The sequence below is a fragment of the Amycolatopsis sp. CA-230715 genome, from assembly GCF_018736145.1.
Classification (GTDB): domain Bacteria; phylum Actinomycetota; class Actinomycetes; order Mycobacteriales; family Pseudonocardiaceae; genus Amycolatopsis.
The window spans coordinates 5613212-5631283 of sequence record NZ_CP059997.1; the positions used below are offsets into that span (position 1 = coordinate 5613212).

16 protein-coding genes are annotated in these 18072 nt (G+C 69.0%); 6 read left to right on the forward strand and 10 right to left on the reverse strand.

Annotated elements, in window-relative coordinates:
* Positions 1-64 precede the first annotated feature (64 nt).
* A complete protein-coding gene (locus HUW46_RS26970) occupies positions 65-1960 on the forward strand; it encodes a Xaa-Pro dipeptidyl-peptidase (RefSeq protein ID WP_215541599.1) in 1896 nt (631 codons plus the stop codon).
* Positions 1961-2025: 65 nt separating this feature from the next.
* On the opposite strand, the gene HUW46_RS26975 is transcribed toward HUW46_RS26970, so the two are convergent.
* The 5 genes from HUW46_RS26975 to HUW46_RS26995 all read right to left on the reverse strand — a co-directional run bounded on the left by HUW46_RS26975 (position 2026) and on the right by HUW46_RS26995 (position 7427).
* The gene (locus tag HUW46_RS26975) at positions 2026-3843 is read right to left on the reverse strand and encodes an alpha-L-fucosidase (protein WP_254124941.1); all 1818 of its coding nucleotides are present in this window, start codon (positions 3841-3843) and stop codon (positions 2026-2028) included.
* A gap of 126 nt (positions 3844-3969) precedes the next feature.
* A complete protein-coding gene (locus tag HUW46_RS26980; protein ID WP_215541600.1) occupies positions 3970-4479 on the reverse strand; it encodes a hypothetical protein in 510 nt (169 codons plus the stop codon).
* Between the two features lie 86 nt (positions 4480-4565).
* Complete coding sequence (locus HUW46_RS26985; RefSeq protein WP_215541601.1) at positions 4566-5105, reverse strand: TetR/AcrR family transcriptional regulator; 540 nt, start codon at positions 5103-5105, stop codon at positions 4566-4568.
* Positions 5081-5887: an SGNH/GDSL hydrolase family protein gene (locus HUW46_RS26990; protein WP_215541602.1), complete on the reverse strand. Its 807-nt coding sequence runs from the start codon at positions 5885-5887 to the stop codon at positions 5081-5083. Before HUW46_RS26990 ends, HUW46_RS26985 begins: the two co-directional genes overlap by 25 nt.
* A gap of 85 nt (positions 5888-5972) precedes the next feature.
* Positions 5973-7427 carry a helix-turn-helix domain-containing protein gene (locus tag HUW46_RS26995; protein ID WP_215550138.1) on the reverse strand — a complete coding sequence of 485 codons (1455 nt, stop codon included), beginning with the start codon at positions 7425-7427 and terminating at the stop codon, positions 5973-5975.
* 125 nt (positions 7428-7552) lie between these two features.
* Between HUW46_RS26995 and exaC the strand changes: the two genes are divergently transcribed.
* The 4 genes from exaC to HUW46_RS27015 are packed head-to-tail and all read left to right on the forward strand — an operon-like array spanning position 7553 to position 10756.
* Positions 7553-9076: an acetaldehyde dehydrogenase ExaC gene (gene exaC / locus HUW46_RS27000; protein WP_215541603.1), complete on the forward strand. Its 1524-nt coding sequence runs from the start codon at positions 7553-7555 to the stop codon at positions 9074-9076.
* On the forward strand, positions 9076-9447 hold the full coding sequence (locus tag HUW46_RS27005; protein ID WP_215541604.1) for a DUF779 domain-containing protein: 372 nt from the start codon (positions 9076-9078) through the stop codon (positions 9445-9447). Before exaC ends, HUW46_RS27005 begins: the two co-directional genes overlap by 1 nt.
* Before the next feature lie 30 nt (positions 9448-9477).
* A complete protein-coding gene (locus HUW46_RS27010) occupies positions 9478-10158 on the forward strand; it encodes an MOSC domain-containing protein (protein WP_215541605.1) in 681 nt (226 codons plus the stop codon).
* Positions 10151-10756, forward strand: coding sequence for a TetR/AcrR family transcriptional regulator (locus HUW46_RS27015; protein WP_215541606.1), 606 nt, complete (start codon positions 10151-10153; stop codon positions 10754-10756). Before HUW46_RS27010 ends, HUW46_RS27015 begins: the two co-directional genes overlap by 8 nt.
* 4 nt (positions 10757-10760) lie before the next feature.
* On the opposite strand, the gene HUW46_RS27020 is transcribed toward HUW46_RS27015, so the two are convergent.
* Positions 10761-12368: a beta-N-acetylhexosaminidase gene (locus HUW46_RS27020; protein WP_215541607.1), complete on the reverse strand. Its 1608-nt coding sequence runs from the start codon at positions 12366-12368 to the stop codon at positions 10761-10763.
* A 178-nt stretch (positions 12369-12546) separates the two neighbouring features.
* Between HUW46_RS27020 and HUW46_RS27025 the strand changes: the two genes are divergently transcribed.
* Positions 12547-13374, forward strand: coding sequence for a DUF3626 domain-containing protein (locus HUW46_RS27025; protein WP_215541608.1), 828 nt, complete (start codon positions 12547-12549; stop codon positions 13372-13374).
* Here HUW46_RS27025 and HUW46_RS27030 read toward each other — a convergent pair.
* The 4 genes from HUW46_RS27030 to HUW46_RS27045 form a co-directional block, all read right to left on the reverse strand.
* Entirely contained in the window at positions 13363-13821 is a 459-nt protein-coding gene (locus tag HUW46_RS27030) for a hypothetical protein (RefSeq protein ID WP_215541609.1), read from the reverse strand. The two genes, HUW46_RS27025 and HUW46_RS27030, sit on opposite strands and share 12 nt — an antisense overlap.
* 248 nt (positions 13822-14069) lie before the next feature.
* Positions 14070-15968 (reverse strand): propionyl-CoA synthetase, encoded by a 1899-nt coding sequence (locus HUW46_RS27035; protein WP_215541610.1) that lies wholly within the window; start codon positions 15966-15968, stop codon positions 14070-14072.
* Positions 15969-16031: 63 nt separating this feature from the next.
* Entirely contained in the window at positions 16032-16409 is a 378-nt protein-coding gene (locus HUW46_RS27040; RefSeq protein ID WP_215541611.1) for a hypothetical protein, read from the reverse strand.
* On the reverse strand, positions 16402-18072 hold the full coding sequence (locus HUW46_RS27045) for a hypothetical protein (RefSeq protein ID WP_254124942.1): 1671 nt from the start codon (positions 18070-18072) through the stop codon (positions 16402-16404). Before HUW46_RS27045 ends, HUW46_RS27040 begins: the two co-directional genes overlap by 8 nt.

Here is an 18072-nt window from a genome sequence, read left to right on the forward strand (position 1 = left end):
CGGCCGTCGCCGCGCCAAAGTTCTGAGTGGTGCAGGGGGCATCAGGGGCAGAAAAGGACGAATCATGCGATTGAGACGTGCCTTGGCGGTCTTCGGGCTCGCCGGGGTTTCTTTGGTGTCCACCGCGGTCGCGGTGCGGGCCGACCCGCTCGGCGCGGCGGCGAACCAGGTCGTCGTCCGCGACGGCGAGACGAAACCCGTCTACGACTTCGGCAAAGCGATCCGGGAGCTCGTTTACGTCGAGACCCCGGTCGACAGCGACCGCGACGGCAAGCACGACAAGCTCGCCGTCTACGTGACGCGTCCAAAGGAGACGGACGGCTCGCTCAAGGTCGCGTCGATCGTCGAGCCGAGCCCGTACAACGGCGGCACGCTCGACGTGCCCTATCACCCGGCCAAGGTGACCGACTACCCACGCACCGCGCCGTGGTCGCCGCCGACGGGACCGCAGCCGCCGGTCGACTACGACCCGATCTACTACGACAACTACTTCGTTTCCCGCGGGTACGCGGTGATTTCGGCGGACACGCTCGGCACCGGCAACTCCGAGGGCTGCCCGAGCGCGATCGGCACCGACGAAAAGGTCGGCATGAAGACCGTCGTCGAATGGCTGACCGGCAAGGCGAAGGCGTTCACCGCCGACGGCAAGGAGGTCAAGGCCTCCTGGTCCACCGGGAACGTCGCGATGGCGGGCAAGAGCTACGACGGCACGCTGCCGGTCGCGGTGGCGAGCACCGGGGTGCCGGGGCTGAAGACGGTGGTGTCGATCTCCGGGATCGCCAGCTGGTACAGCTACTACCGGGCGAACGGCGCGGTGGTGTCGCCGGGCGGCTACGTCGGCGAGGACGCGGACCTGCACGCGAAGGTGGTGCTCACCAGGAAGAACGCGGCGGTCTGCGAAAAACCCATCCGGGAGATGGTAACCGCGATGGACCGGGTCAGCGGCGACTACAACGCGTTCTGGAACGAGCGCAACTTCGCCAAGGACATGAAGAACTTCAAAGGCAGCGTCCTGCAGGTCTCCGGCGTCAACGACTGGAACGTGAAGCCGAAGAACTTCACCGACCTGTGGACCGCGCTCGGCAACAACAACACCCCGCGCAAGCTGTGGCTGCACCAGGGCCAGCACGACGACCCGCTCTACGTCGCGGAGCAGGCGTGGCTCGACCAGGTGCACAAGTGGTTCGACCACTGGCTCTACAACGTCGACAACGGTGTGATGAAGGAGCCGATGGTGCACTTCGAGGCCGCGCCAGGCAAGTGGGTGGACTACCGGAACTGGCCGGAGCCCGGCGCGCACGACGTGACGTTCCGCTTCGGCGCGAACGGCAAGCCGGCGCAGCCCGGTGTGCTGACCCCGTTCTGGGCGCCCGGATTCGGCAAGAAGCAGTCCTTCGTGGACGATCCTAACCGGACAGCCGACAGCCTGGTGTCCGGAATGGACAAGGCGGACCCGAACCGGTTGCTCTACGTGTCCGACCCGCTTCCGTTCAACGCCAGGGTTTCGGGCACGCCGCAGGTCACGGTGCGGGCCTCTGTGGACGGGAAGTCGCCGTACCTGAGCGCGTTGCTGGTGGACTACGGAAAGGACACCCGCGTCACCGAACTGGTGAAGACGCAGGACCAGTGGTGCTTCGGTGACACGCTCGGCACGAACTCGGGTTGCCGCCCGAAGCGGGTCTACAAGACCGCGGAGAGCGACTACCAGGTGGTCAGCCGCGGCTGGCTGGACGTGCGGAACCGGAACTCGGCGAGCGTGACCGAGCCGATCCGCCCCGGCAAGCCGTACACCTTCACCTGGAACATGGAACCGAGGCAGTACCAGCTCAAGGCGGGGCACCGGCTCGGTGTCGTGCTGCTGGTGACGGACCAGGACTACACGCTGCAGTACCCGGCGGGCACGCAGGTGACCGCGACGCTCGGGGAAAGCAGCGTCAAGATCCCGCTCGTCGCCGGCTGATTTTCCTGCCCGTGATGGCCACCATGACGGCACTGAACCTGTCATGGTGGCCATCACGGCATTGGCTACCCGTGCGCGTAGAGCTGGCTCGCGGGCACGATCTGCTGCGGTGTGTTCGGGCCGGACCACAGCAGCTTCATCGAAGCCTCGCCGCCGTTTTCCTTCTGCTCCAAGGTGATCGCGTACTTCTTGCCCGCGACGAGCGGCACGGTGCCGGTGTCGACGGCGGGGCCGTGCGGGGTGCTGTTGTCGATGACGAGCTTGCCGTCGATCCACAGCCGCACCGTGTCGTCGGAGACGGTGGTGAACGTGATCGGCCCGGATTCGCGCGGCACCACGGCACCCGTCCACCGCGACGAGAAGTTTTCGGCGGGGATCGACGCGGCGGGCGAGCCGTCGAACTTCCAGTTGTAGTTCACCCCGCGGTCGACCCTGGTGACGGTCGGCTCACCGGTGAACGTGGAGTTCGGCCAGAACCGCGCGGTGAGCCCGTCCCCGTGCCCTGGCTTGGCCAGTGGCGGGATCGCGATGTCGAGTTCCAGCACGGTCGCGATGTCGTTGGCCGGTTTCCCGCTCGGTGTCAGGTGAACGCCACCAGCGTCCTGTGCGACACCAACCCGCTGCCCGCTGCCGAGCACGCGCGCCCCGGTCACTCGGAACGGTGAAAGTGCCTTCAGGTCAAGGGAATTCCCCGCGGAAGGCCACTGGTAGACCGAGGCGTAGAGCCGGTTTCCCTTGCGGCTCACCACACCCCAGCCGGGCTCGGCGACGATGCCCGGTGCACCCGCACCGTACACGGCCTTGCCCTGTCCCGCGGTGCGCAGCCACGAGCCGACCTGGTGCAGCCGGTCCACCGACTCCTTCGGGATGCGACCGGTCCGGTCCGGGCCGACGTTGAGCAGGTAGTTGCCGCTGCGGCTGGCGATCGAGGTGAGGTTGCGGGTCAGCTCGGAAGCCGATTTCCAGTCGTGGTCCCATTCGGCGAAGCCCCAGCTGCCGTTGATCGTCATGCACGATTCCCACAGCTGCCCGGCCACCGGCTTGTCCGGGATCTCCTGCTCGGGCGTACCGGTGTCGCCGTCGACCACACGGCGCTTGCCGACCCGGTTGTTGATCACGATGCCGGGATCGAGGCTACGGACGTAGGCCTCGAGTTCCTGACCGTCGCGTTCGGACCACGGGTTGTTCGGCTTGTCCGTGCTCCATTCGCCGTCGAACCACAGCACCTTCGGGTGGTAGTTGTCGACGAGCTCCTTGAGCTGGGCGTACATGCGCTCCTTGTAGCGCGGGAAGGTCGCGGGGTTCGCGAAGTCCGGGTCGTGCCAGTCCCAGATGGAGTAGTAGAAGCCGAGTGCGACGTCCTGCTTGCGCGTGGCCTTCGCCAGCTCGGCCAGGATGTCGCGGTTCTTGTCGAACGACGAGTGGTCGCGCAGGTTCCAGTCATTGACCTTCGTCGGCCACATCGCGTAGCCCTCGTGGTGCTTCGCGGTGAGCACCACGTACTTCTGGCCCGCGTCCTTCGCGGTGCGCGCGATCGCGTCCGCGTCGAACCCGGACGGGTTGAAGGTGGCGGCCTGCTTTTCGTACTCCGCCTTGGGAATCTCACAGCTGCGCTGGATCCACTCGGCACCCTGGCAGACGCTGCCGTCGGGGCGCTGGTACTTGCCCTGCAGGTTCGAATAGGCGCCGAAGTGGATGAACATGCCGAAGCGGTCGTCGCGCCACCACTGGGTGCGGGCGGCGGTGAACGGGTCGTCGGGAGCGAAGTTGGTGCCGGGGCCTGGCGGTGGCGGTGGTGCCGCGGTGGCGGGGACACCGCCGAGCAGGGTCGCCACGGCGACCATGCCCAGCAGGCAGCGAACGGCGGAGCGGCGGAAGGTCACGGACGCCTCCTCGGTGAGGTGTGCTCGACGAGGGGCGACGTTAGCGACCGAAAGATCGGATGTAAACCGGCGATCGTGGGGACCTGGCAGACGGAAGGCGGCGCGAGACGGCGATAGATCTGATCTCTACTTCTTCTTCCAGGTGCATCCGCCGCTGACCTTGAGGAACTCGCCCTTCTTGACGGTGACGCTCCCCGGACCCTTGAACGCGTCATTGGTGATGATCGCGTTGAAATCGCCGGAGTCATTTCGATCGCGCGACCAGAAACACAGGTCTTCGCCACCTGGGGTCCGGTAGGAGCCTGCGGCGATATCGGTGCCGACCGCGTACATCCCGTCGGAGAATTCCGTTTTCGGCCCGGTCTGCACCGGTTCCGCCGGAACCTCGGGTGGCGCCGTGACGGTCGAGACGACTGTGGACGGTGGCGCGGTCACTGTGGACGCTGGTCTGGAAACCGTTGCGGTGACGGTGGTTTCGATCGGCGCGGGAGCGGCGGCCGGTTTCACGTCCGGCCTGGCGGTGAGCCCGATCCCCAGTCCGACACCGAGCGCGGCCACGGCCCCCAGTGCGGCGATTCCCGCGATGGCGCCGTTCTTCTTCCGGGTGCCGGGATGTACCGGGAAAGGATCGGTCATGGTGAATTCCTCCTCGCCGTTCCAGTGTTCGTGCTGGTAACTCGCGGCGGAGAGGAATGCTGTTACGGACCGTGACCGGTTCGCGATCAAGCGAGGTAGGCGCCGAGCGTCACGGTCAGTGCCTGGTCGAGGTCGGTGGGCGCGCCGTTCCACAGCCGGAGTTCGGCGACCCCGTGCAGTGCGGCCCACAGCGAGGCGGCGAGTGCGTCCCCGGAGACATCGTCGCGCCAGCCGGTGGCCTGCGCCGCGGCGACCAGCGCGCGGAACCGGGACAGCACCGCTTCGACGGCCGCGGCGAGCCCCGGTTCGGTGGTGTCGACGAGGTCGTGCCGGAACATCAGCTCGAACAGCGCGGGGTGGTCGAGCGCGAACGCGACGTACGCGCGGCAGGCGGCGAGCAGCCGCTCGCGAGGAGTCCCGGCCGGGAGCGAACCCTTGCCGAGCGCGGCGAACCCCTCCGCCGCGACGGCGGAAAGGAGCTGGGCCCGGCCCGAAAAGTGGCGCAGCGGCGCGCTGTGGGAGACGCCGCTGTCCTTCGCGATCCGCCGCAGCGTCACGGCTTCCACGCCCTCTTCGACGAGCAGCGAGGTGGCGGTGGCGATCAGACGGTGCTGGAGATCGGGCACGGGATGAGATCGTTCGCGGACACCGGCAGCGGGTGTGGTCGTTTGGGCAGGAACCCGTCACCGGGGGAGCGGCCGACCAACCGGTTGCGCATCCTGGTGACCGCCACCGGCAGCACCTCGCGCCGCACCCAGTCCACTGTGGACAGCAGGCTCGGCTTGGCGGGTTCACCGGGCAGCGGGGTCAGCCAGGTTTCGTCGTAGGGCACGCCGATGCGCTCCAGCAGGTGCGCGGCGAGCCTGCGGTGCCCGTGCTCGCCGAGGTGGAGCCGGTCGGGGCCGAAATAGCGGTGATCGGCCGCGGCGGGGTCGGACCACAGGTCGACGAGCAGGGCGCCGTACCTGCTCGCGGCGGCGCGGATCGCGTCGTTGAGCGCGATCAGCCGCGGCCGCATGCGGGTTCCCATCGGCATCCTCGACGAGACGTCGCTGATGGTGAACACGACGACCTCGGGCGCGGCCGCGGTCAGTTCGCGAACGGCCCTGTCCACGCGCGCGGCGACGGTGGCCGCGTCCCAGCCGCGGGTCATCACATCGTTGCCGCCGCCGAACAGCGCGACGAGATCGGGTTCGAGCCCGGCCACGGACGGGATTTGCTCGGCGGTGATCTGGTCGAGCCTGCGGCCGCGAACGGCGAGGTTGGCGTACTCGAGATCGGGTGCGTCGGCGGCGAGCCTGCCCGCGACGAGATCCGCCCAGCCGCGGTACACGCCGCCGTCGGGATGCGGGTCGTCCAGCCCTTCCGCGCAGCTGTCGCCGACCGCGACGAATCGGTGGTATGCCATTCCCGTCCCCGTAACCCTGAATTCACCTTGTGGACACTGTCTATCAAACGAAGGTTGACGGTGTCCACTCCGAGTGACGGGTGGGTCAGGCTTCGAGCTGAGCCAGATGCGTGTGCGCGACGGCGAGCCGGGGGTCGCCGTCGGGAAGCGCGCGGCACAGCGCGTCGACGATTTCGACGTCGTCGGCGCCCGACGTGGTGTCCCACAGTGACCAGAGCGCGTCGGGGTCTCCGCTGTCGAGTACCACGCGCCGCACGAGCGCGGTCAGGGATTCGCGTTCGTCGCGGATCGCGGGCGACTCCGAGCGGGGCAGCAGCGGGCCGTCGAACGCGGCGGCCGCGACTCCGGCGGCGCCGCGGCGCACCGCCTCGCGCACCCGCAGGAAGTCGGCGTCGAGATCGGCGACGAGCCGGTACGGGCGGGTCTGCACCACGGTGCCGAGCTGGCCGCGGAGCCGGTGGATCTCGGCGCGCACGGTCACCGGGTTGCCGGTCTCGCCGTACAGCTCGCAGGCGAGCCTGTCCGCGGTGGACCCGGCGGGTCGCAACGCGAGCAGAGTCAGAATTTCCGCGTGCCGCAAGGTGATCGGGATGTCCCGACCGTCCAAAGTGGCCACCGGGTCGCCGTCGCTGAGGAAGCGCAGCACCAGCTTCGGCGCGACGCGGGACGGCCGTTTCCGGTCGAGCCGCAGCAGGTACCCCTCGTCGAGCGGTTCGACGGTGGCGAGCCTGCCGTCCGGAAGGGCGACCGCGCCGCCGGAACGGCGGACGCCGACGGTGGCGGGCAGTTCGCCGCACGATTCGGCGGCCAGCACACGGCCTCCCGCCGAGAGCAGTGCGCCCGGTTCGCCGCGCAGCGCTTCGAGGTGGCGCATGTTCGCCAGCCGGAACCGTTCGTCGCGCACCGCGAGCTGGGCGCGCAGCTGCCCCTCCGCGAGCTGGGCCGACGCGGTGACGAGCGCGAGCGTCGCCGGGTGGACCGTCCGCAGCGGTCCGCTGACGTCGATCGCGCCGATCAGCTCGCCGGTGTCCGGGTCGCGCAGCGGCGCCGCCGCGCAGGTCCAGGTGTGGTAGGCCCGGACGAGGTGCTCGGCGGAGTAGATCTGCACCGGCTCGCCGGTGGCCAGCGCGGTGCCCATCGCGTTGGTGCCGATCACGTCCTCGGTCCAGCGGGTGCCCTCGGACAGCCGCACCGAGTCCGCGCGGTGCCGGACCTTGGCCGCGCCCTCGCGCCAGAGGATCGTGCCGTCGGCGTCGGTGACGATCATGATGTGCTCGGCCTCGTCGGCGATGCTGACCAGCGTCTGGCGCAGCAGCGGCAGCACCGGGGCGAGCGGGTGCGTGCCGCGTACGTCGTCCAGCTCGCCGGACTCGTAGACGACGGGCGGGAGCTTGCGGTCGGGGTCGACGTGGGCGGCCAGCGATCGGCTCCACGAAGCCGAAATCACCGAGCGCGGCTTCCGCGGCGCCGGGACGCCGCTGAGCACCGCGTCGTGGACGTGCTGGAGCAGCCGCGCGTACGACAGCGGGTCGCGCAGCATGTCCGGGGCGGGCGGCTCTGCCACAGCTACCCAGGTTAGTGATCGCGCTCACGGCGCTGCAACGTCGCTGCAACGTTGCCGGACCTACCTTGCCGCCAACCACATCCCGTAACGAGGCAGGAGCCATGGCGAAATACGCGGCACCGAACACCCCCGACAGCGTCGTCAGCTACCAATCCCGCTACGACCACTACATCGGCGGCGAGTACGTCCCGCCGTCGAACGGCCAGTACTTCGAGAACCCGACGCCGGTGACCGGGGAGGTCTTCACCGAGATCGCCCGCGGCACGGGTGACGACGTCGAGCGCGCGCTCGACGCGGCGGAGGGCGCCGCGACCGCGTGGGGCAGGACCTCCGCCGAGGAACGCGCGAACGTGCTGCTGAAGATCGCGGACCGGATCGAAGCGAACCTCGAAGCGGTCGCCGTCGCGGAGAGCTGGGAAAACGGCAAGCCGGTCCGCGAAACGCTGGCCGCGGACATCCCGCTCGCGATCGACCACTTCCGCTACTTCGCCGGCGCGCTGCGCGCCCAGGAAGGCGGCATCTCCCAGGTCGACGACAACACGGTCGCCTACCACTTCCACGAGCCGCTCGGCGTCGTCGGCCAGATCATCCCGTGGAACTTCCCGCTGCTCATGGCGACCTGGAAGCTGGCGCCCGCGCTCGCCGCGGGCAACGCGATCGTGCTCAAGCCCGCCGAGCAGACCCCGGCGTCGATCCACCTGCTGCTCTCGATCATCGGCGACCTCATCCCGCCCGGCGTGCTCAACGTCGTCAACGGGTTCGGCGTCGAGGCGGGCAAACCGCTCGCGTCGAGCTCGCGCGTGCGGAAGGTGGCGTTCACCGGTGAGACCACCACCGGGCGGCTGATCCTGCAGTACGCCAGCGAGAACATCATCCCGGTGACCGTCGAACTGGGCGGCAAGAGCCCGAACGTGTTCTTCGACGACGTCGCCGCGGCGAACGACGCCTTCTACGACAAGGCGCAGGAGGGCTTCGCGCTGTTCGCGCTCAACCAGGGCGAGGTCTGCACCTGCCCGAGCCGCGCGCTCATCCAGGCCGGGATCTACGACCGCTTCCTCGGCGACGCGGTGGAGCGGGTGAAGAAGATCAAGCAGGGCCACCCGCTCGACACCGAGACGCAGGTCGGCGCGCAGGCGTCCAACGACCAGCTCGAAAAGATCTTGTCCTATATAGACATCGGCAAGCAGGAGGGCGCGAAGGTCCTCACCGGCGGCGAGCGGAGCGACCTCGGCGGCGAGCTGTCCGGCGGCTACTACGTGCAGCCCACGGTGTTCGAGGGCGACAACAAGATGCGGATCTTCCAGGAGGAGATCTTCGGCCCGGTGGTCTCGGTCGCGAAGTTCGACGACTACGACGACGCGATGAAGATCGCCAACGACACGCTGTACGGGCTCGGCGCCGGTGTCTGGTCACGGGACGGGAACGTCGCCTACCGCGCGGGCCGCGACATCCAGGCCGGTCGCGTGTGGGTGAACAACTACCACGCCTACCCGGCGCACGCGGCGTTCGGCGGCTACAAGGCGTCCGGGATCGGCCGCGAGAACCACAAGATGATGCTGGACCACTACCAGCAGACGAAGAACATGCTGGTGTCCTATTCGGACCAGGCGCTCGGGTTCTTCTGATGGCCGAGCGGGTCGCCATCACCGAGGAGGCGGGCGAACTGCTGAGTCGCCTGGTCGCCGCGCACGGGCCGGTGATGTTCCATCAGTCCGGCGGGTGCTGCGACGGCAGCGCGCCGATGTGCTACCCGCGGGGCGAGTTCCGGACCGGGCAGTCCGACGTCCACCTCGGCGATCTCGCCGTCGACGGCGCCGGCGAGGTCCCGGTGTGGATGTCGGGCCCGCAGTTCGAGTACTGGCGGCACACGCACCTCACGATCGACGTCGTGCCGGGCCGCGGGAGCGGGTTTTCGCTGGAGGCGCCCGAAGGCGTGCGCTTCCTGATCCGCTCCCGCCTCCTGACCGACGAGGAGGTCGCGGAGCTGGACGGCTAACTGTACGAACGGTCGTGCTAATATCGGCTCGTGACGGAACTTCGGGTCGAAGGTGTGTACGTCGGGAAGCCGAGCGTGCTCGGCGTCCACGGGCGGGAAGAGGTGCTCAGCGGGATCACGAAATCCCCGGTGAGCGCGGCCGAGATCGCACTGGGCGAGATCAACCTCGCCGGTGACGACCAGGCCGACCGGACGGTGCACGGCGGGGTCGACAAAGCGGTTTACGCCTACCCCGCCGAGCACTACCCGGCGTGGGTGGCCGAGGACTTCGACGTCTCGGTCGCGGGCTTCGGTGAGAACGTGTCGACGGCGGGCGCCGATGAGAAGACCGTGCGCATCGGTGACGTGTGGGCATGGGGCGACGCGCTCGTGCAGGTCAGCCAGCCGCGGACGCCGTGTTTCAAGCTCGCGATGAAGACCGGGCGCAAGGACATCACGCCCGCGATGATCGATTCCGGCCGCAGCGGCTGGTACCTGCGCGTGCTGCGCACGGGCACCGTCCCGACGAACGGCGTGATGGCGCTGAAGGAACGCGACGAGAACGCGCCCACCATCGAGGAGACCTACCTCGTGTCGTTCGGGAATCCCGCGCGGTTCTCGGCCGAGCACCGCGACGCGTTCCTCCAGCTCGCCGAGCGGGTGCTCGGCACGCCCGACTTGTCGCCGCAGTACCGCGACGGCCTTCGCGCCAAGGTGGCGCGCTTTGCCTGACGGGCGGGTGCTCCGCGGCGAGGCGACCCGGCGGGCGGTGCTCGCCCACGCCGTCGACATCGCGTCGGTCGAAGGACTCGACGGGTTGTCGCTCGGCAGGATCGCCACCGACCTGAAGCTGAGCAAGAGCGGCGTCTTCGCGCTCTTCGGGTCCAAAGAGGACCTCCAGCTCGCCACGATCGACGCCGCGTCGGCGGTGTTTGCCGAACATGTGGTGGATCCGTCACTGGCGAAGCGGCCGGGCCTGCCGCGAGTGCGGGCGCTGTGCGAAAACTGGCTGTCCTATTCGGAGCGCCGGATCTTCCCCGGCGGGTGCTTCTTCTTCAACACCGCCGCCGAATACGACGCCCGCACCGGCCGCGTGCACGACGCCGTCGCCGCCGCGAGCGGCCGGTTCGCCGTGCTCATCGAGGAAAGCCTGCGTGAAGCGGAACAGCTGGGCCACCTCGCCTCGGGGAGCGATGTGGCCCAGCTGTCCTTCGAACTCCATGCCCTCGGCCGTGCGGCGAACGCCGATTCGGTGCTGCACGGGGGAAATCGCCCGTATCGGCTGGCAGCTGAGGGCATGCGCCGCCGCCTCGCCGAGGCGACGGCTTAACCGATCACTTCCAGTCGACCTGAGGTGACCGGTAGAAATCGATGCCTTGCGCGGTCCATCGTGGACCCTGCTTCGCGAGCCGCTCGCGGTAGTTGTCCCAGTTGTGGGACGCCTTGGGCGACCAGCCGATCTCGGCGATGCCGGGCAGCCTCGGGAACGCCATGTACTCGATGTGCTCGCTCTTCACCAGCGTTTCCGACCACAGTGGAGCTTCGACACCGGCGATCTGGTTCTCCGAAACGCCCTGCAGGAACGTGCTCGGGTCCCAGTCGTAGGAGTCCTTCACCTCGACGTACCCGGCCCAGTGCAGGCCGAGCGGGCTCTGCGGGTTGTACATCATGTCCAGATACGCCTTGTTGGCCGGTGAGAACAGGATCTTGTTGCCCCGCTCGGCCGCCGCGACGACGTCGGCGTTGGTGCTCTTGGTGTCCCAGTACTGCGGCAGCGCCGAGGTCGGCGGGTTCGTCTTGGCGATGTCGTGCCAGCCGGTGATCAGCTTGCCGTACTTGCCGACCAGCGGGGAAACCTTCTGGTAGAAGGTGTTGTAGTCGGCTGGCGGCGTCGCGTGCGCTTCGTCGCCGCCGATGTTGAGGTACTTGCCCGGCGTGATCGCCGCGAGTTCGCGGATGACGTCCTCGACGAACTTGTAGGTGATGTCCTTGCCGATGCACAGCGAGCTGTAGCCGACCTCGATGTCGGTGCGCATCGGTGGCGCGACCCCGTCGCAGTTCAGCTCCGCGTAGGAGGCTTGCGCCGCGTTGGTGTGCCCCGGCATGTCGATCTCGGGCACGATCGTGATGTGCCGCGAAGCGGCGTACCTCACGATGTCCTTGTACTGCTCCTGCGTGTAGTAGCCGCCCGGGTCGCCGTTGACCGCGCCCTGGCCGCCGAAGGTCGCCAGCCGCGGCCAGCTCTTGATCTCGATGCGCCAGCCCTGGTCGTCGGCCAGGTGCAGGTGCAGGTTGTTGATCTTGTACTGGGCGATCTGGTCGATGTAGGCCTTGACCTGGTCCGGGTTGAAGAAGTGCCGCGCCACGTCGAGCATCGCGCTGCGGTAGCCGAACCGCGGATAGTCCAGGATCGTGCCGCCGGAGACCTTCCAGCCCTGGAACTGGAAGGTCTTCTTGTCGACATTCGCCGGGAAGAGCTGGCGCAGCGACTGCACGCCTTCGAAGAGCCCGGCGTCGGTGTTGGCCTTCAGCGTCACGCCGGTCTTGGCCACCTTGAGCTGGTAGCCCTCGGTGCCGACGCGCTGGTCGGCGTGGCCGAGTTCGAGCGAGATGGCGGGCAGGCCGTAGCTCGAGGAGAGCACGGGCAGTGGGTAGCCGGTCGCGGGCCGGAGCAGGCCGCGCAGGTAGTCGGCCACCTTCTCCGCGCCCTTGCCCGCGCGGATGACGGTCAGCGGTGACATCCAGAAGTCGGACTTCGGGTCCGCCTTGGCTTCGACGGGTGCGGGGATCACGTCGGTGACCTGCCGCTGGACGTCCTTGGCGACCTGCGCGGTGGACGGCTGCGCGGTTTCCGCGGTGGCGGCCGGTGCGGCAAGGCCGAGGGCCACCAGGCTCAGCACGGCCGTGCCCAGCAGGCCGGTTGTGGACAAGCGCTTCCTCACGGAGCACCTCCGGTCAGGGAAGAGAAGAGTCCGTAAAGGTATAGACCAATGTGGACCACATCACAACGCCCAATCGGACTACGAGCGTACCGTGCGCGTCCGGACACCGTCTGTTCACGTGCTTTGTTCACGGGTATTCCAGTGGTGCGGGCAATCCTTTTTGGCCTAGCGTGCGGCTATGTGCGGTACTTCCGAAGAACGCGCGCTCCGGCACGTCGCCGAAGCGTCTTCCGGTGATCCGCTCGACCCTTCGCTGCGCGTCAGCCTGAACTTCCACCCGGACCGGCTCGCGCGCGGCATCCCGGTGCTCGCGGCGCTCGCCAGGGACGGCGTCTACCGTTCCCAGTTCGAAACGGGGACCAGCAACGGCGGGCTCACCGCGCACCCTGGCGGCGACCGGTGGCGCTGGGAGTCCCGGATCTTCGGCACCGCCTACGACGGCGCGCCCGCTTCGTCGCGGCCGAAATACGGCGCACTGAACCACCTCCGGCGCGCGGCGGGAGCCGCTCCCCGGTTCGGGTCGGCGCATTTCCGGCTCACCGGGGAAACCCTTTCCCGCACCACTTTCTGCTATCCGGACAGCGTGTTCTCCCCGGTCGACTTCGGCGTCGCTTCGCGCTTTTCCGCACTGTCGTCGAATGTCGCCGATTCGGCGGACCCGCTCGACGACTACGTCGAGGCGCAGGTGCACGGGACCGTGTCACTGTCCCGCGACGTCGAAGCGCTCGTGCTCGATCCGTGCTTCCGCGGCACCGAGGTGGAAGAGCTGGCTTCCGCGCTGCCGTGCCGTGTCGAATGGCACCACGGATTCCGGCTGGGCGTCGACGCCCTGGCCCGGTGCGAGGCTTACCGCGGGCCCGAAGTCGTCCGCCTCGGGCTTTCCGCCGCCGTGGACGGATGGCTCGACGCCACCGCGATCGGTGCCGCCGCGCGGGCGGGGCACGACGAGCAACTCGTGAAGCGGCTGTGGCACGTACTGGCCCGCTTCGGTGCCCTACCCGGCTGAATGCTGTTCCGATGCGGAAAGGACCGGGGTGATTCCGGCGATCGTCGCGATGAGACGGCGCGCGCCGAGGCGTACTCTTCCATCCGGCACTTCGAGAAACGATTCACAGGTCAGCGCGGCGGTGTCGCGGTCCTCTGCCAGCACACCGAGCACGTCCTCCGCTGCCGTGGAGATCCAATCGGCATGGTTGGGATCGGCGTCGGCGAGCGCCGACGCGACGATCGCCAGTCCGATGCCGTCCCGGCGCCGGAAGAGCGCTTCCGCGGTCGCGCGGGTGACGAACGTGTCCTCGGCGTCGAGCACGAGTTCGGCCAGTACCTCACGGGCTTCGGGTAGCTCGGCGAAGGAGGCCAGCGCCACTCCGGCATCCGCCCTGTCGCGGAAGTCGCGGCAGCTCGCCAATGCGATCAGCGGGACCACCGCGGCACGCCTGGCTTCGGAGTCCATGGCGCCATTGTGCCGTGGCCGACGGCCCCTCGCGCGGTCCCCGAAGGCCACCTTCGGGGACTCTGACGCCACTTTCCCGGCCCTCGTGGGTGTGCGGGCCGGGGTTGCTCGTGCCCCGAAGGCGGCCTTCGGGGCGTTAGACGCCGCGACCGCACCCCTCGCGCGCTCGACCGCCGCGGAGGCAATGCCCCGAAAGTGACCTTCAGGGCGTTGAGTTCCCCGAAAGGCACTTTCGGGGCATGAAGGCCCTAACCTTCGCGCAGGACCGCGCGCAGGGCGTCGAGGACCCCGGGGTCTTCGATGGTGGACGGCACCGGTTCCTCCCTGCCGTCGGCGATCCCGCGCATGGTCTTCCGCAGGATCTTGCCCGACCTCGTCTTCGGCAACGCGTCCACAATGGACACATCGCGGAAGGCGGCGACGGGGCCGATGTCGCGGCGGACGGCGGCGACGAGTTCGGCGCGCAGGGTTTCCTCGTCGATGTCCACACCGGACTTCAGCACCACGAGCCCGCGCGGGAGCTGGCCCTTGAGCTGGTCCCTGACCCCGATCACGGCGCATTCGGCCACCGCGGGATGCGCGGCGAGCACCGCCTCCATCGAACCGGTGGACAGGCGGTGGCCAGCCACGTTGATCACGTCGTCGGTGCGCCCCATGACGAACAGGTAGCCGTCCTCGTCGCGGAAACCGGAGTCGCCGGTGAGGTAGTAGCCCTCGTACCGCGAAAGGTAGGCCTCGACGTACCGCTCGTCGTCGCCCCACAGGGTCGGCAGCGAACCGGGCGGCAGCGGCAGCTTGATCGCGATCGCGCCCTCCTGCCCCGCGGGCAGCTCTTCGCCGGACTGGCCGAGGATGCGGACGTCCCAGCCGGGCACCGGCACCGTCGACGAGCCCGGCTTGACCGGCATCGGGTCGAGGCCGCGCAGGTTCGCCGAGATCGGCCAGCCGGTTTCGGTCTGCCACCAGTGGTCGATCACCGGGGTGCCGAGCTTGGCGTGCGCCCATTCGTAGGTTTCCGGGTCGAGCCGCTCGCCCGCCATGAACAGCGTGTCGAACGCCGACAGGTCGTACTTCGCGAGTTCGGCCGCGTCCGGGTCGACCTTCTTGATCGCGCGCAGCGCGGTCGGCGCGGTGAACAGCTTGCGCACCCCGTGTTCGGCGATCACCCGCCAGAACGCGCCCGCGTCCGGGGTGCCGACCGGTTTTCCTTCGTATAGCACGGTTGTCGCGCCGATCAGCAGCGGCGCGTACACGATGTAGCTGTGCCCGACGACCCAGCCGACGTCCGACGCGGTCCACCAGACGTCGCCCGCGTGCACGTCGTAGACCGCGCCCATCGACCACGCGAGCGCGACCGCGTGCCCGCCGGTGTCCCTGACCACGCCCTTGGGTTTGCCGGTGGTGCCCGAGGTGTAGAGCACGTACAGCGGGTCCGTCGCGGCCACCGGCACCGGATCGGCCGGGGCGGCGCCCGCCACCAGCTCCTGCCAGTCGACGTCGCGCGGGCCCAGTTCGGCGCGGGCCGCTTCGCGTTGCAGCACAACGACTTTGTCCGGCTGGTGCGCCGTGGACGCGAGCGCGGAGTCGATGATCGGCAGGTACTCGACGACCCGCGTCGGTTCGATCCCGCACGAGGCGGCCACGATCACCTTCGGCTTCGCGTCGTCGATCCTGGCCGCCAGCTCCTTCGGCGCGAACCCGCCGAACACCACCGAGTGCACCGCGCCGATCCGCGCGCAGCCCAGCATCGCGATCGCGGCTTCGGGCACCATCGGCAGGTAGATGATCACCCGGTCGCCCTTTTCGACGCCGAGGGAAGCCAGCGCCCCGGCGAACTTCGCGACCTCGTCGGTCAGTTCGCGGTAGGTGTAGGTCCGCTTGCCGCCGGTGACCGGTGAGTCCCAGATCAGCGCGGGCTGCTCGCCGCGGCCGTTTTCGACGTGCCGGTCGAGCGCGTTGTACGCCGTGTTCAGCTCTCCATCTCCGAACCAGCGGTACAACGGCGCATTCGACGCGTCCAGCGCGCGCGACGGGCGCCGCGTCCAGTCGATCGCTCCGGCCGCTTCGAGCCAGAACGAGTCCCGATCGGACACACTGCGTTCGAACGCCTCGGCATACGCGCCGCTGCCACCGTTCACCACGACCATTCGCCGCCTCCTCGCGCCGGGATGCCAACGACCTTCATCATGACCGCTGAGGGCGCGTTCCGCTCAGCTCGCGAACAGCTTCTGCACGTGTTCGCCGATCTTCGCGACGATCTCGGTCACCTGCGCGACCCCGGCGAGCAGACCCTTCGCCTTGGCCCACCGCGACCGCGCGACCTCGGCGCTGACTTCCTTGCCGTCACGCAGGTTCTCCGCGTCCGAGGCGAGATCGGCGAGGCTGTCCTCGATGACTTCCTGCTTCGCTGGCCGCGCCGCCGCGACCTCGGCGCGCAACCGGTCGAGCAAGGCGACGAGATCGGTCGCCGTCGTGACGGTGTTGCCGGTGCCCGAGGTGACCGTCGCCCCGCTCATCGCGCCTTCGACCTTGCCGCCGACGGTGAACGCGCCGAAGTTGTCGCCGCCGATTTCGACCTTGTCACTCATGGGTTTCCCCCTCCGCCGCGCCCACGGCCGCGCCGCTCATGGGCCCGGTCGTGGTGCCGCTGACGTTGAAGGCGCCGTAGTTCGCGCCGTGGATGTTGACCTGGTTGACGACCTGAGCCGCGCGCCGTTCGAACTGGGCGGGCGAGTACCCGGCTTCGCGCAGCACCCGGCTGATCGCCGGGATCAGCCTGCTGTGCAGGATCTTCTCGTAGCGCTCGACGTCGAGCAGCTGGAAGTATTCGAGGACGTCCGGCGCGGCGGCCATTTCCCGCAGGGTGCGCAGCGCGCCGTAGCGGTCCGCGTCGAGCATGCCGGGATCGGACGGCCGCGGGCGGATGATCCGCAGCGTGTGCCGCAACCGGCCGAAGACGGTGACCGGCAGCCGCAGCCACCGGCCGAACGCCTGCCCCCACGCCCGCGCCGAACTCCGGCTGAGCTTGTCGATCGACTGGTACTCCGGGTCGACCGGGGTCAGCACGCACGGCGTCCACTCGAGATAGAGCGTGCTGTCGTCGACCGCGGCGTGCAGGTACATCGACAGCACCAGGTCGCGGTCCCAGGTTTCGAGCTGGAAGCACAGGTAGTACCGCGACCACTCCCTCGGCAGCGCGCGGAGCTGCTCGACCTCCTGCGGTGGCAGGAACGGGTTCGGCGGACTGTCCAAACCGGACAGATAGGCGACCGCGGCCGGTTCGTTCAGGTGGTCGATCAGTTCCGAAGAGGACGCGAACACCGCGTCGATGATCTTCAGCTCCCGCAGCCGCATGCTCGGCGAGAGGCCGGTGCTTTCCTGCAGCACGGCCATTTCCGCCCGGACGCGCCGGTAGAACGAGGTGGTGGTCAGCTCGGTGGCCTCTTCGGGTTTTTCGCCAGGCTCCAGCGGCAGCACCATCGACCACGGATCGCGCACGCGCCCGGAGCCGACGAACGGCAGGTACCCGCGGTGCACCACGAGCTGGGCGACGCCGTCGTACTCCGCGGGCAGGTTCGCGTGCGCCTGGTGGCGGACGAGCTGCCGCACGAACGACGGCGGGCTCCACGAACGCAGCGGGCGTTCCTCGAGCAGCGGATCGGGCCGCGGCTGGTTCCGCGACAGCCTGCCGAAGCGGCGGGTGAGCAGCCGCCACACCGCGACCCGGTCGACGACGAGCACCGCGAGCGCGAGCCCCAGCGCGCTCAGCCCGAACGCGGTGTCGGCGGGCGAGGCGCCGATGAACGTGGTGTCGCTGTGCCGTCGACTCGACCGGCCGCCGAACAACTCGGTCAGCAGCGATTCGCTCAGCGCGTACCACAGCGCGTACAGCAAGCCGACGGCCAGCAGCAGCCCGAGCGTCCGCCCGAGCATCTTCCGCAGCGGCAACCCGCTCGTCCACACCCGGTAAGCGCACATCAGCACCGCGAGGAGGATCCACACCCACGTCACGGGGCTGTCCCACAGGGTGTAGACGCACACCGCCATCAGCACGGCCAGCGCGCCGTCGCGCAGCTTCCGGCGCGTCCGCGCGGCGATCGCCTCCATCAGCACGCTCGTCGAGTCGAACCCCGGCGAGGGCGGGATCGGGCGTGTCGGTTCGACCAGGAACTCGCGGATCGCTTCGTCGGCGTAGTCCCGATCCAGATGGGGCGCGGCGCAGAGGTAGCGGGTGGTGTCGTCGGTCGTCAC